At 53.4% G+C, this 13,932-nt stretch carries 12 protein-coding genes and 3 tRNA genes; 8 read left to right on the plus strand and 7 right to left on the minus strand.

The annotated features are described in order from the left end of the window. Positions 1–140: 140 nt before the first annotated feature. Positions 141–467, plus strand: coding sequence for a hypothetical protein (locus ACR0BD_RS15240; RefSeq protein ID WP_480831696.1), 327 nt, complete (start codon positions 141–143; stop codon positions 465–467). Between the two features lie 72 nt (positions 468–539). Here the strand turns inward: ACR0BD_RS15240 and ACR0BD_RS15245 are convergent, their stop codons facing one another. The 3 genes from ACR0BD_RS15245 to ACR0BD_RS15255 form a co-directional block, all read right to left on the minus strand. After that, a complete protein-coding gene (locus tag ACR0BD_RS15245) occupies positions 540–902 on the minus strand; it encodes an SUF system Fe-S cluster assembly protein (protein ID WP_480693364.1) in 363 nt (120 codons plus the stop codon). A gap of 94 nt (positions 903–996) precedes the next feature. Next, positions 997–1,275 carry an NfeD family protein gene (locus ACR0BD_RS15250; protein WP_480831699.1) on the minus strand — a complete coding sequence of 93 codons (279 nt, stop codon included), beginning with the start codon at positions 1,273–1,275 and terminating at the stop codon, positions 997–999. Next, positions 1,275–2,165, minus strand: coding sequence for an SPFH domain-containing protein (locus tag ACR0BD_RS15255; protein WP_480693366.1), 891 nt, complete (start codon positions 2,163–2,165; stop codon positions 1,275–1,277). The genes ACR0BD_RS15250 and ACR0BD_RS15255 overlap by 1 nt, the downstream gene beginning before the upstream one ends. A 175-nt stretch (positions 2,166–2,340) precedes the next feature. Here ACR0BD_RS15255 and ACR0BD_RS15260 point away from each other — a divergent pair, with 175 nt between their 5' ends. From ACR0BD_RS15260 to lon, 4 genes are all read left to right on the plus strand, one after another. Further along, positions 2,341–3,252: a nucleoside hydrolase gene (locus tag ACR0BD_RS15260; RefSeq protein WP_480831701.1), complete on the plus strand. Its 912-nt coding sequence runs from the start codon at positions 2,341–2,343 to the stop codon at positions 3,250–3,252. Positions 3,253–3,314: 62 nt separating this feature from the next. Further along, positions 3,315–4,445 carry a tRNA guanosine(34) transglycosylase Tgt gene (gene tgt / locus ACR0BD_RS15265; protein WP_480831703.1) on the plus strand — a complete coding sequence of 377 codons (1,131 nt, stop codon included), beginning with the start codon at positions 3,315–3,317 and terminating at the stop codon, positions 4,443–4,445. A 30-nt stretch (positions 4,446–4,475) separates the two neighbouring features. Continuing rightward, positions 4,476–5,483, plus strand: a complete 1,008-nt coding sequence (locus ACR0BD_RS15270; protein WP_480831705.1) for a glycosyltransferase family 8 protein — start codon at positions 4,476–4,478, stop codon at positions 5,481–5,483. A 203-nt stretch (positions 5,484–5,686) separates the two neighbouring features. Next, positions 5,687–8,095 (plus strand): endopeptidase La, encoded by a 2,409-nt coding sequence (gene lon / locus ACR0BD_RS15275; RefSeq protein ID WP_480831707.1) that lies wholly within the window; start codon positions 5,687–5,689, stop codon positions 8,093–8,095. 94 nt (positions 8,096–8,189) lie between these two features. Here lon and ACR0BD_RS15280 read toward each other — a convergent pair. After that, positions 8,190–8,264: transfer RNA gene (locus ACR0BD_RS15280), tRNA-Val, on the minus strand. Between the two features lie 108 nt (positions 8,265–8,372). Next, positions 8,373–9,107 carry a hypothetical protein gene (locus ACR0BD_RS15285; RefSeq protein ID WP_480831709.1) on the minus strand — a complete coding sequence of 245 codons (735 nt, stop codon included), beginning with the start codon at positions 9,105–9,107 and terminating at the stop codon, positions 8,373–8,375. A gap of 340 nt (positions 9,108–9,447) precedes the next feature. On the opposite strand from ACR0BD_RS15285, the gene ACR0BD_RS15290 reads away from it, so the two are divergent. From ACR0BD_RS15290 to uvrA, 3 genes are all read left to right on the plus strand, one after another. Then, positions 9,448–9,524: transfer RNA gene (locus ACR0BD_RS15290), tRNA-Asp, on the plus strand. Between the two features lie 45 nt (positions 9,525–9,569). Next, positions 9,570–9,646 (plus strand) — tRNA-Asp (locus ACR0BD_RS15295). Between the two features lie 176 nt (positions 9,647–9,822). Next, on the plus strand, positions 9,823–12,681 hold the full coding sequence (gene uvrA, locus ACR0BD_RS15300) for an excinuclease ABC subunit UvrA (protein ID WP_480693377.1): 2,859 nt from the start codon (positions 9,823–9,825) through the stop codon (positions 12,679–12,681). Positions 12,682–12,708: 27 nt separating this feature from the next. Here the strand turns inward: uvrA and ACR0BD_RS15305 are convergent, their stop codons facing one another. Together ACR0BD_RS15305 and ACR0BD_RS15310 are read right to left on the minus strand one after the other, a co-directional pair. Then, positions 12,709–13,365 carry a site-2 protease family protein gene (locus ACR0BD_RS15305; RefSeq protein WP_480831710.1) on the minus strand — a complete coding sequence of 219 codons (657 nt, stop codon included), beginning with the start codon at positions 13,363–13,365 and terminating at the stop codon, positions 12,709–12,711. A gap of 132 nt (positions 13,366–13,497) precedes the next feature. After that, a complete protein-coding gene (locus ACR0BD_RS15310) occupies positions 13,498–13,884 on the minus strand; it encodes a hypothetical protein (RefSeq protein ID WP_480831712.1) in 387 nt (128 codons plus the stop codon). Positions 13,885–13,932: the final 48 nt, after the last annotated feature.

A 13,932-nucleotide genomic window follows, 5' to 3' on the forward strand; every position in this document is an offset into this window, starting at 1 on the left:
AGTCATAGCAGGGCTTCTTACCTAACTTTTACGGTCAGGCAAATGTCGGTGGTCGTCGATTTAACTTTGCTTGCCTTATGAAGCCTGCGCGTCCTAGCCTAGTAAATATCGAGCATTTTCTGAAGACACAGGAGGCAATCATGCACGCAGGATTTAGAAAAATAACAATATTACATTTGCTTGTCCTTTTTTCCTTAACTGGCACCGCCGTAAATGCCGCGAGTGAGGACAAGCGTCACCCAGTCAATTGCGCAACGGCCGAAGGTGATTTGCGCGCCATAGCGGCAGAACGAAAACACGCGCAGGATCAACAGGTGGAAAGTGTAGCCGCCATTACACCAGCCGGGGCGTTGTTGGGCCTTGTAACGGGGACCGAGAAGAAAAGGTTATCCATGCTTTCAGGGGATTACGTAAAGCAGCTCGACCAAAGAGCTGACGAAATCAGGACCACTTGCGGGGTAGAATGACCCCTAAAAACTAAAAAACCGCTGCACGGTGGCAGCGGTTTTTCAAAGAAATCTTGTGTGTCGCGGCTGGGTTTACATGAATCCCAGTTCTAGACGCGCTTCGTCTGACATCATCTCCATGCCCCAGGGGGGCTCCCAAGTCAGTTCTACGTCAACATCTTTAACGCCGGCAACCGGTTCAATTGCCTCGACGATCCAGCCCGGCATTTCGCCGGCAACCGGGCAGCCCGGAGCCGTGAGCGTCATGATCACCTTGACCGCATTGTCCTGAGCGATGTCTATCGTGTAGATCAGGCCCAGATCGTAGATATTCACCGGTATTTCAGGGTCATAGACGGTGCGGCAAGCCTCTACCACTGCGTCATACAGCGGGTGTTCAATGGTCGAAGGCGCGATCAGTGGTGTGCCTTCAAACTGTTCACTCGGGTGAGTCATTCGTGCCTCGGGTCTGTTTCCTGAGCTTTTATATAGGGAAAGCCACGGGCAGCGTCCAGTAGTGCCGTGGCGCCCATTGAGGGCGCCGACGGATTTATTCGTTGATGTCGTGCTTGAATGTCTTCACCTGACCATGAGGCAAGGAAAACATTCGACGCAGGGCCAGCCATGCAACTAGCGACAATACCGCAAAGATCAAAAGCAGAACCGGCAGTGACGGAGTAATTCCCGGAATGACCAGCAACAGGCCCGTTATGGCGGCCCCGATGGCAAACCCGAGGAAGATGAACCCTGGCAGGACGATTTCCAGAATTCCCAGCGCCAAAGCAGCCGCCAGCCAGATCCACCATGTCAGCCAGAACGGATCGGCCATTATTTTCCTCCCCTCAGCATTTTGAACGCATCGCCAAACGCCTCAAGCGCATTTGCGGGTAGGACGATTGTTTGTGCACCATCACCATTACCCAAGGCGTTAAGGGCTTCGACTTGTTTCAGCGCAACTTGATATTGCGCAGCCTCAATGCCGTTGTCCTGAATCGCTTTGGCGACAACGCCAGTTGCGTAGGCTTCGGCCTCGGCCTCAATCCGACGGGCTTTAGCAGATTGTTCCGCGGCGTAGAGTTCGGCATCCGCCTGCAACTCGACCGAGCGTTTCTGTCCTTCGGCTTCTGTCACCTGGGCACGGCGGGCACGTTCAGCGTTCAACTGTTGCAACATCGCATCACGCGTTGCCTGATCAAGGTTAACATCCAGAATTTCGGCGCGCGTCACTTGGATACCCCAATCATCCACGGCGGTTTCTACGCTTTCCTGAATGCGGGTGATCAACTGCGCGCGGTTCGACTGAACTTCGTCCAGATCCATCTTACCAATTTCTGCACGGACAATACCTGCAACGGTGGTCGCGATGGCGCCATCAACGTCGCGGATACGGTAAACGGTCTTTTCAGGCTCGAGAATTCGGTAGAAAACCGATGTGTCGATTTGAACAAGAACGTTGTCCTTGGTGATCGCGTCTTGCGTGGCGTTCGGCAACTGGCGTTCAAGGATGGATATCTTGTGACGCGCAACATCAAGAAAAGGGACGATAAAGTTGATGCCGGGGCCAAGTACCGAGTGAAGGCGCCCAAACCGTTCGACCACATATTTTTCCGACTGCGGCACGATTTTTATGCCTTTGAAAATCACAACGACGATCAAGACCGCCGCTAGCAGGTAGATGATATTCGACGAAAGCAATCCTATTATCTGGTCTTCAGTCATATCTGTCCTCGTTTATTGTGTACTATAGTATACATTTGGGTATTGAATCGCCCATTTTCAACTCAGGTATGGATGGAATAGCTGGTGATGCAAGTCTTTGAACCTGTGTATGTGTTGGGGAAACAGCTAAATGTGGCTGCTTTGCATCCCTGGTTGATTGCGCTATCGGGCAGGGATGAAACTGATTATCGACACAGATCCCGGTATCGACGACGCGATGGCGATTGTCTATGCCGTTGCCGCGCCCGAGATAGACTTGCTTGGGCTAACAACGGTCTTCGGCAACACACACGTGCATCAATACAGCCGCAATGCCCGGTTTTTACTGCATAAACTTGGATCGCCCGCTTCGGTCGCCGAAGGTGCAAAGGCCGCGCAGGGCAAGGATACTCACATACCATCTGATCGCGTGCATGGGCCCGAAGGGTTCGGTGACGTGGTCGATATCCCTCAGATCGGTGAAAATCATCTGTTGAAAGCAGCGGAATACCTGGTTGAAATGGCCAGAGCGCATAAGGGCGAACTGGTTGTTTGTGCAGTGGGTCCATTGACCAATGTCGCCGCCGCGATGCGTTTGGATTCTCAGTTTTCGTCCAATATCAAACGGTTGGTCATTATGGGTGGCGCTGTGTTTTGTCGCGGCAACGTCACAGACCACGCCGAGGCGAATATTTACCATGACGTCCAGGCGGCGGATGAGGTTTTCGCAGCTCCGCCAGAAACGGTTTTGGTGGGCTTGGATGTGACGCTAAAGACGCTCTACAAACCGGCCGATTTCGAGGCTTTGGCGTTACAGGCACCTGAAATCGGCGGTTTTATTCGAGATATTTCCAAGTTCTACCTGCGTTTCTACAAAGAAGTCAGCGGTTTGGATGGATGCGGCTTGCACGACTCAACAGCGGTAATCGCCTGCACACATGCAGCGATGTTTGATATGGTTGAAACCGGTATTTGTGTTGTTACAGATGGCCCAGAGTTTGGTGCAACACGTGTTGACGCGACACGCCCTGCGGTCCGCGTTTGTCGCGATGTCGACGGGGCGGGGGTCGTCGACCTGTTTACGAGACGGGTCGCATCACTTGCGTGACGGGTTGCAATAGGCACTCAGATAAGGCAAATGCTGGCCGGTTCTGATACCCTGAGGCCCCAATGACCGACCGTTTTTCATTTGATCTGAAAGCCACAGACGGCAAAGCCCGGACCGGTGTAATTCGTACACCACGTGGCGATGTGCGAACGCCCGCTTTCATGCCGGTTGGAACGGCAGCGACCGTTAAGGCAATGATGCCCGAAAGCGTGCGGGAAACTGGCGCGGACATTCTGCTGGGCAATACTTACCACCTGATGTTGCGTCCGACGGCCGAAAGGATCGACCGTCTGGGTGGATTGCATAAGTTCATGAATTGGGAGCGTCCGATCCTGACGGACTCGGGTGGGTTTCAGGTCATGTCGCTGGCCGGGTTGCGCAAATTGACGGAAAAAGGCGTGACCTTCAAATCCCATATTGATGGGTCGAAACATGAGCTTACACCTGAACGTTCTATGGAAATCCAGCGCTTGCTTGGGTCAGATATCGTGATGTGTTTTGACGAATGCCCTGCTTTGCCCGCGGATCGGGATCGCATTGCCGAGTCGATGCGTCTGTCAATGCGGTGGGCGCAGCGTTCGCGCGATGCGTTCGGTGATCGGCCGGGGCATGCTTTGTTTGGTATTCAACAAGGTGGGCTAGAACAGGATTTTCGTGAGGAGTCCGCCCAATCACTTAAGGAGGTCGGGTTTGAAGGGTACGCTGTCGGCGGTCTGGCCGTTGGAGAGGGTCAGGAGGCCATGTTTAGCGTCCTGGATTTCGCCCCTGATATGCTGCCGCAAGACAAACCGCGCTACCTGATGGGGGTCGGCAAACCTGATGATATCGTCGGTGCGGTTGCCCGGGGTATAGATATGATGGATTGTGTCTTGCCGTCTCGATCGGGGCGGACGGGGCAGGTTTTTACACGTTATGGCGTCGTGAACATCAAAAACGCCCGCCACGCTGACGATCCCAGGCCTCTGGATGAAAAATGTACATGCCCGGCGTGTTCGCACTATTCTCGGGCCTACTTGCATCACGTTTTCCGCGCCAACGAGATGATCTCAGGCATGCTTCTGACATGGCATAACCTTCATTACTTTCAAGAAATTATGGAGGGTATGCGAAGTGCAATATCCGCAGGATCATTTGATCTGTGGCAGGATGATTTCCATGCGCAACGTGCGCAAGGCGATATTGAGCGACACTGATTCAACAGTCACAAAACCTGGTTTCATGCGATGAAATTTGGCACTGAGCGTAAACAAAAACCCGAATCCATGGGCGAATCCGCAGCAGGTGAAAGCAGAATGGCACTTGTCGTTTGCGCGGATGAAAATCTCGCTTGGCAGGCTGTTTTCTTTTTGAACCGAGTTTTACAATTCCACGGCGGTTCGTTGGATTGTTTTTTTTATTCCAATCAGCCTTTACCTACAGAATTGGAGAAAATTCTCTCGTCAGACGTTAATGTCGTCGTAAAGGATAAAAGCGTAATTCCATTCGAAAAATTCAAGACAACTCGACGTTTTACATTGACTTCTTTACTTCGAATTACAGCACTTGAAGAGCTGTGCCCAAAATACGTGCGTGTCGTGTATTGTGATGTCGATATGTTCCTGCGTTGGGGCGACCTCAACGAGCTTCGGAACTTTGACTTTGAAGGCAAGCCGATGGCTGCTGTTAGAGATGCGCAATATTGGTCGATGAGCGACTGCGACGTCATCCGGGACGCTGATCATTTGGTGGCGGGGCAAGAGCAGAACTATTTCAACTCGGGCTTTCTAGTCGCAAATAGCAAAGAGTTTCTGTCTCAAGGTATTGCCGAAAAGGCTGTAAACTTTCTGATGGAACATGGGAAAACCCTTGTCTACGCGGATCAGACTGCATTGAACTACGCGCTTTCTGCGAATTGGCGCGAATTGCCTCCAAGTTGGAATTGGCAAATGCATAAAGGTGACGGGTTCCTCGCTTGGGCCGTCAATCCACGTATCGTGCATTTTTCGGGTAGAAATAAGCCATGGAACGGAGCTCTGTTTCTGATGGACGAATATTACTCAAGCGCTATGGAAGAGTTTCTGAAACATAACGGGCTAGATACAGAGGCGGCCACCCTTAGAGAAGCGGTCTGGGGGAATGAGTTTCAACCAATATTGCTACGCCGACGTGCGAGGCGATCGCGAAGTGCGGTAGATCGCTATGAAAAAATCAAGGAATACCTTAGCAGAAAAGATTTTGCGACAGTTTGGTAGCGGGCGCTTGGACACGAATTCTGGTGTAAGTTTTGTTAGGACGTCTTGTAGTTGCTAGACTGTCGGGTCATTCTAGATCACGACACATGGCGATGAGGTTGAAATGGGGCCATCACACCCCACCTTTATCGTCCAAACAGGAGACGGTCAGGCGTTGCCTCTAGAAGGGACCGGTGCCGTCTTGCGAATGATAAGGATAGAGCATGCAAGAGCCTCTTAATTCCTCGTACCCTGTACTGCCGCTGCGCGATATCGTGGTGTTCCCACATATGATCGTGCCGCTGTTTGTGGGCCGGGAAAAATCCGTCCGCGCACTGGAAGAAGTGATGCAGGACGACAAGCAGATTCTGCTGTCCAGCCAGATTGATCCGGGCGACGATGATCCGGTCGAGGACGGGATTTACCGGTCCGGTGTTCTGGCAAACGTTTTGCAGTTGCTGAAATTGCCGGACGGCACTGTGAAGGTGCTGGTCGAAGGGCAAGCACGTGTGCAGATCACCGAGTTTCTGGAAAACGAAGAGTTCTTTGAGGCACGCGCGGAATATCTGACCGAGATACCCGGCGATGTGACCACGACCGAGGCACTTTTGCGCACTGTCGCGGACGAGTTCGAGCGTTACGCCAAAGTCCGCAAGAACATCCCCGAAGAGGCGTTGACCGCCGTGGGTGAGACCACAGAGCCCGCAAAACTGGCTGATCTTGTGTCCGGTCACTTGGGCATTGAGGTTGAGCAAAAGCAGGAGCTGCTTGAGACGCTTTCGGTCAGTGAGCGGCTGGAAAAGGTCTATGGCCTGATGCAGGGCGAGATGTCGGTGCTTCAGGTCGAGAAAAAGATCAAGACACGCGTCAAATCCCAGATGGAGAAGACGCAGCGCGAGTATTATCTGAATGAGCAGATGAAAGCCATTCAGAAGGAGCTTGGCGATGGCGAGGACGGCAGCAACGAAGTTGCCGAACTGGAAGCTAAGATCACTGAGACCAAGCTGTCCAAGGAAGCGCGCGAGAAGGCTGAGGGCGAGCTGAAAAAGCTCAAGAACATGTCGCCCATGTCGGCCGAAGCCACCGTGGTGCGAAACTATCTGGATTGGATCCTCGCCTTGCCGTGGGGCACGAAATCGCGTGTCAAAAAGGACCTGGGTCGCGCGCAAGACATTCTGGATGCCGATCACTATGGGCTTGAGAAGGTCAAAGAGCGGATCGTTGAGTATCTGGCGGTCCAGCAGCGCTCGAAAAAGCTGAAAGGCCCGATCCTGTGCCTTGTCGGCCCTCCGGGTGTGGGTAAAACTTCGCTGGGTAAGTCGGTTGCCAAGGCGACCGGGCGTGAGTTCATTCGCATCTCGCTTGGTGGCGTGCGCGACGAATCCGAGATTCGGGGTCACCGCCGGACTTACATCGGCTCGATGCCCGGTAAGATCATTCAAGCGCTGAAAAAGGCGAAAACCACGAACCCGCTGATCTTGTTGGATGAAATCGACAAGATGGGGCAGGATTTCCGTGGCGACCCGGCCTCGGCCATGCTCGAGGTGTTGGACCCGGAACAGAACAGCACTTTCATGGACCACTACCTTGAAGTTGAATACGACCTGTCCAACGTGATGTTCCTGACCACGTCGAACAGCTATAACATGCCTGGGCCTCTGCTGGACCGGATGGAGATCATCCCGCTGGCCGGTTACACCGAAGAGGAAAAGTCCGAGATCGCCAAGCAGCACCTGATCAGCAAACAGGTCAAAAACCACGGCCTCAAAGCCAAGGAATTTGAACTGACCGATGACGCGCTGCAGTCCATCATCCGCACCTATACCCGTGAGGCGGGTGTGCGGAATCTTGAGCGTGAGATCGCCAAGGTGGCGCGGAAGTCGCTGACCAAGATCATCAAGAAAGAGGCCGAATCCGTTACGGTGACGTCCGATAACTTGGATGAGTTCCTTGGCGTGCCCAAGTTCCGCTATGGTTTGGCGGAACAGGACGATCAGGTAGGTGTTGTGACCGGTCTGGCGTGGACTTCGGTCGGTGGTGACCTGCTGCACATCGAGGCGCTGAAATTACCTGGAAAAGGTCGGATGAAGACCACGGGTAAACTGGGCGACGTGATGAAGGAATCCATTGATGCAGCTTCGTCCTATGTGCGGTCGATCTCTCCGCAGATTGGGGTAAAGCCGCCCAAGTTCGACACGTTGGATATTCACGTACACGTTCCGGACGGGGCAACGCCCAAGGACGGACCGAGTGCCGGTCTGGCGATGGTGACATCCATCGTGTCCGTGCTGACCGGAATCCCGGTTCGTAAGGATATAGCCATGACGGGAGAGGTGTCACTGCGTGGTAACGCGATGCCGATCGGTGGCCTTAAAGAAAAGCTGCTGGCGGCTCTGCGTGGTGGGATCAAGACTGTGCTCATCCCCGAGGAAAACGAAAAGGATCTGGCCGATATTCCCGACAATGTGAAGGAAGGGCTAGAGATTATTCCGGTGACCCATGTATCCGAGGTGCTGAAGCAGGCATTGGTTCGTGAACCCGAAGCGATCGAATGGGACGAAGCGGCTGAAGAAGCGGCTGCCGCAGCGGCTAAGACATCCGACAGCTCGGGTGCGGCGGCGACTACCCACTAATTTCAGAAAACTGTGGGCGGGACTTTCGTCTCGCCCATAGTTCTATCACACACGCACTTCATCGGTAGTGAGACTAGTCCGGCCAAGAGGGGAATGGTGGGTGATAAGAGATTTGAACTCCTGACATCTTCGATGTGAACGAAGCGCTCTACCACTGAGCTAATCACCCATGAGCCGGCTTCTTAGCGCGAGACTTTTTGCTGCGCAAGACAGGGTCGATATGTTCACAAAGACATCAGGCAAAACGCGCCCCGAAGGTTTCGGGGCGCATTGTTTGTTATCCCGGCAGACCCGGCAATCTGGCCAGAACGCCGCGGCGTCCAAATGTCGTTCCGCGTTCGTTGCCAAAGTTCACACGTACACCTACGTTGATATAGGCCTCATTCGAGCTGCCAGAGACCAGCGGTGAAGAGATATGGGCGACACCGACTTTGCCGTAAACCTCAGCATTGTCAGCAGCGGCATACGTAGCACCAAGGGCAAACAGGTTATAATCCAGTGCGCCGATGAAATTGTCCACGATGTCAAAACTGGCGTTTAGTTCCCAATTGTCATTCAGGTCAGTCTTGGCCGCGATACCGAAAATAGTTCCGTCGAGATCAGAGACATTGCTTAGGTCATGACGGCCCAGGTAACCTTCGATCTCGGCGGGGCCGGCGTCAAATCCGGCTTCGATTCCGTAGAAATCAAAGTCAGCTTCGTCCAGATCCTCTTGGCCACAGAATGCACCGAAAGAGGCGTTTCCGCTTGTGTGCCAGTTGCCGTGTACTGTCCAGTTTGTGGCAGTTTCACCAAAGTCCTGAAAGCGGTATGCTCCCAGGTCCAATTGCGCGCTGAATGCGCGTGAGAAAGCCAGCTCACCTGAACCGTTCAGGTTGTAGACATCCCCGAGGTCGGTATCAGTGAAAGTCGAATAGCCTAAATCAATGTAGCCACCGGAAATTTCGACAGCTTGCGCAGTTCCTACACTAAAAGATGCAATTAATGCGCTGCAAATAAACAGTTTATTCACGTTTCTGCTCCGTTTTTGGTTTTGTTGCTTCAGGTTCTGAATTGAGACCTGATCAGCGGGCGCAGCCTTATGGTGATTCCTCTCCAGGGTGTATCGGTTGGCCGGAAATTTCCTATCCTGTTGCTAGGTAAACACATTCGAATATTCACGTGCTGGGCCTGGGCCTTCGAAGCCCCCGAAAACCAATGCCTATATCAAGTGTGCAGGTCGGTACGCATCACGCCATTCAATCACGCACTGCGTAAAATTCCGGAATTCGGAAAAAACTTCAAAACGCCGCTTGACGCTGCCCGAGCCTAGCCATAATACACCCAAACGTTCAGCGACGAACGTGCAGCGGGCGGTTGTAGCTCAGTTGGTTAGAGTACCGGCCTGTCACGCCGGGGGTCGCGGGTTCGAGCCCCGTCAACCGCGCCATCGCTGCCATCCTTGGTCCAGGTCAAAGGCCACGAAAATAGATGCGCGGTTGTAGCTCAGTTGGTTAGAGTACCGGCCTGTCACGCCGGGGGTCGCGGGTTCGAGCCCCGTCAACCGCGCCATTTTCTTCTCAATCTTCAGTTTTAAACGATCCCTGCATGACAAAACGACAATCGTGATGAAATTTGTCAGTAGAGATCGGCAATAAACTGATTGTTCACTATTCGTTCTAACTTTTCTGTTGGAGACTCAGTGCCGCTCGCCTATTTCTAGGACACTTGTGTTTTGGGGGCCAAGCATGGCTGAGCTGAAGAATATTGAGGTGCGCGGAGCGCGCGAGCATAACCTCAAAGGTATCGACGTAGATATCCCACGGGACCAGTTGGTGGTTATCACGGGGCTGTCCGGGTCGGGTAAGTCGTCCCTCGCGTTTGATACCATCTATGCCGAGGGTCAGCGTCGCTATGTCGAAAGCCTGTCGGCCTATGCGCGCCAGTTCCTGGATATGATGGAAAAGCCCGATGTGGATCATATCAGCGGCTTGTCCCCGGCAATTTCGATCGAACAAAAGACGACTTCTAAGAACCCACGTTCGACCGTAGGAACCGTGACCGAGATTTACGACTATCTGCGACTGCTTTTTGCGCGTGCGGGAACCCCGTACAGCCCGGCCACAGGGTTGCCGATTGAAGCCCAGCAGGTTCAGGACATGGTGGATCGCATCATGGCCATGGAGGAGGGCACTCGTGGCTATCTGCTGGCCCCGATCGTTCGCGACCGCAAAGGGGAATACAAGAAAGAGTTCCTAGAGCTCCGTAAACAGGGTTTCCAACGCGTAAAGGTGGATGGAGAGTTCTATGAATTGGACGAACCGCCCACGCTGGACAAGAAGTTCCGCCATGACATTGATGTGGTCGTGGATCGTCTGGTTGTGCGTGAGGGTATGGAAACCCGGCTGGCGGATAGCCTGCGAACGGCGTTGGATCTGGCGGATGGGATCGCCATCCTTGAAACCGCGCCACGCGAAGGCGACCCCGAGCGGATTACGTTCAGCGAAAACTTTGCCTGCCCGGTAAGCGGCTTTACGATCCCGGAGATTGAACCGCGCCTCTTTTCCTTTAACGCTCCGTTCGGCGCTTGCCCGGATTGTGACGGGTTAGGGGTGGAACTGTTTTTTGACGAACGCCTAGTCGTTCCCGACCAGACACTTAAGTTGTATGACGGCGCCTTGGCGCCGTGGCGCAAGGGGAAGTCTCCGTATTTTCTGCAGACGATCGAAGCGATTGCCCGGCACTACGAATTCGACAAGAACACTGCGTGGAAAGATCTGCCTGAAAAGGTCCAGCAGGTATTCCTGCGTGGTTCAGGCGACGAAGAGATACAGTTCCGCTATGACGAAGGTGGCCGCGTTTATCAGGTAACGCGCAACTTTGAAGGCGTGATCCCGAATATGGAACGGCGCTATCGTGAGACAGATAGCGCCTGGATTCGCGAAGAATTCGAACGCTATCAAAACAATCGCCCTTGCGGGGCGTGCCATGGGTTCCGGTTGCGGCCCGAAGCGCTTGCGGTAAAGATCGCTGGGCTGCATGTAGGCGAAGTTGTTCAAATGTCGATCAAAGACGCTCTGCACTGGGTTGAACAGGCTCCGAACCATCTTAGCACCCAGAAGAATGAGATCGCGCGTGCCATTCTCAAGGAAATACGCGAGCGTTTGGGTTTTCTGAATAACGTTGGTTTGGAATATCTTACACTGTCTCGCTCAAGCGGGACGCTTTCGGGTGGTGAAAGCCAGCGAATTCGCTTGGCCAGCCAAATCGGCTCAGGTTTGACTGGCGTTCTATATGTGTTGGACGAACCATCGATAGGTCTGCACCAGCGCGACAATGACCGGCTGCTTGGAACGCTGAAGAACCTTCGCGATCAGGGCAACACGGTGATTGTGGTCGAGCACGACGAAGAAGCTATCCGCGAGGCCGATTACGTTTTTGATATTGGCCCCGGCGCTGGTGTGCATGGCGGACAAGTGGTGAGCAAAGGAACACCAAGTGAAATCGCAGCGGATGCGGCGTCGATGACCGGTCAGTATCTGTCGGGTACCAGAGAAATCTCGGTACCGGCGGATCGCCGAAAAGGTAACAAAAAGAAAGTCAAAGTCGTCAAAGCTACGGGCAACAACCTCAAGAACGTTTCGGCCGAATTCCCGCTTGGGAAATTCGTGTGCGTGACCGGGGTTTCCGGTGGTGGAAAATCAACTTTGACCATCGAAACGTTGTTCAAAACGGCTTCGATGCGTCTGAACGGCGCGCGGCAAACTCCGGCCCCGTGTGAAACCATCAAGGGGTTAGAGCATCTGGACAAAGTTATAGATATTGACCAACGCCCAATCGGGCGGACTCCGCGTTCAAATCCAGCAACTTACACTGGTGCCTTCACCCCAATCCGGGATTGGTTTGCGGGATTGCCCGAAGCTAAGGCACGTGGCTACAAACCCGGTCGTTTCAGCTTTAACGTCAAAGGCGGTAGATGCGAGGCGTGCCAGGGTGATGGCGTCATCAAGATCGAAATGCACTTTTTGCCTGATGTCTATGTCACCTGTGAAACGTGCAAAGGCGCGCGGTATAACCGTGAAACACTTGAGATCAAATTCAAGGGTAAGTCCATCGCCGATGTTCTTGATATGACAGTCGAAGATGCACAAGAGTTCTTCAAGGCAGTGCCATCGATCCGGGATAAAATGGATGCACTGGCGCGCGTCGGTTTGGGTTACATCAAGGTAGGCCAGCAAGCCACGACCCTGTCGGGGGGCGAGGCGCAGCGGGTGAAGCTGTCCAAGGAATTGTCTAAACGTTCGACGGGTCGGACATTGTACATCCTGGATGAGCCAACCACAGGACTACATTTCGAAGACGTCCGTAAGCTGTTGGAAGTTCTGCATGAACTCGTTGATCAGGGAAACACCGTCGTCGTGATTGAGCATAACCTGGACGTGGTTAAAACGGCTGACCACATCATTGATATTGGTCCCGAGGGTGGTGATGGCGGCGGTGAAATCGTTGCGACCGGCACCCCGGAAGAGGTTGCTCTGGTCGAGCGCAGCCACACTGGGCGCTACCTCAAGCAAATGCTTAATCCTGAGCAGGTTGCGGCAGAATGAGTCCTGCCGCAGCTGTTGTTTCTTAGCCTAATAGTGGGCGTATCTGAGCATGTGCCAATGAAGCAATAACGGCGGGAAAAACAGAAAAACAAAGCCGAAATAGTAGTAGGCAAAGAACATCAGTGGCAGCCAAAGAAGAACACCGACCAGGCCCACAAAGCCCGAGATACGGGTTGCGATGCCGGGGGTAACAACTCTGTTCAAGCCGGCATGAAGCAGACGCCCTCCATCCAGCGGCATCAATGGCAGCATGTTGAATACGGTTAGCCACAAGTTCAGTTCGGCTGCCACGGCCAATACCCATCCAAGCTGGGGCGAGGCAACCATCGGCTCCAACAGTGAACAAATTGCCCACAGGGAAAGGTTCACGATGGGGCCCATCGCAACAATCAGTTCGTCTTCATAGGATGAGGTTGATCGTGCATGCTCGCAAAACCCGCCGCCGCCCCAAAGGACCACGCGTTTGACGGGAATACCCTGAACAAGGCAGCCCCAAGCGTGACCCAATTCATGCAGAAGGATTGAGGCAAGTAAAATGGCCACAAATCCAAGCGCGTAGGGCAGGCTGTCTGGATCAAAGTTAAACCCAACAACGATCAGAACCAGGAAAATCAAGCTTTGACTAAACTGTATCGGAACATTCCACGGGCCGCGGAACTCAAATATCGTGGCTTCGCTGTTCATATTCAATCCTCGTAATAACGAGAATCGTGGTGACGCTAAATTGCGTCAAAAGTTAGGAGCTACCGCCATAGTTGCGCAAACGCGGTTCAATCCAACAAATTCTGTGGCTCGTTGGCCGCAGGTCTGCGTTTCTCAATAAAGGATATCAGCGACGGCACCGATCAGGTTCAGCACTTTCCGTGTCTCTGGATCAACGCGATAGACGTAATCGCCCGCGCGAATATAGCTACCGCCGCGTTGCAGCCCATAGCGATAGGGGTCATTGATCCAACGGTAATCGCGGTTGATGAAGTCCCCATTTCGGTAGAGCTTCTTCGCCTGACCAGGAGGGACACAGGGAACGTTTTTCTTGGCAAGGCCCGGCGGACAGTGTCCGGCTTTGCCTTTTACCAGTTGAGGTTCGACACGGAACACTTTGTCACTGTGTTTGCTATGCCCTTTTCCATTACCTGCAATCCCTGCTGCAGGGCTAAGGGTCAGAGCCAATATGGACAGTGCGATAGGCAGCGCGCGCGACATGATGTTTTCCGAATACAACGATATGGTTTGATCATTACATGCGCACGC

The organism is Ruegeria sp. G5, from assembly GCF_056533365.1.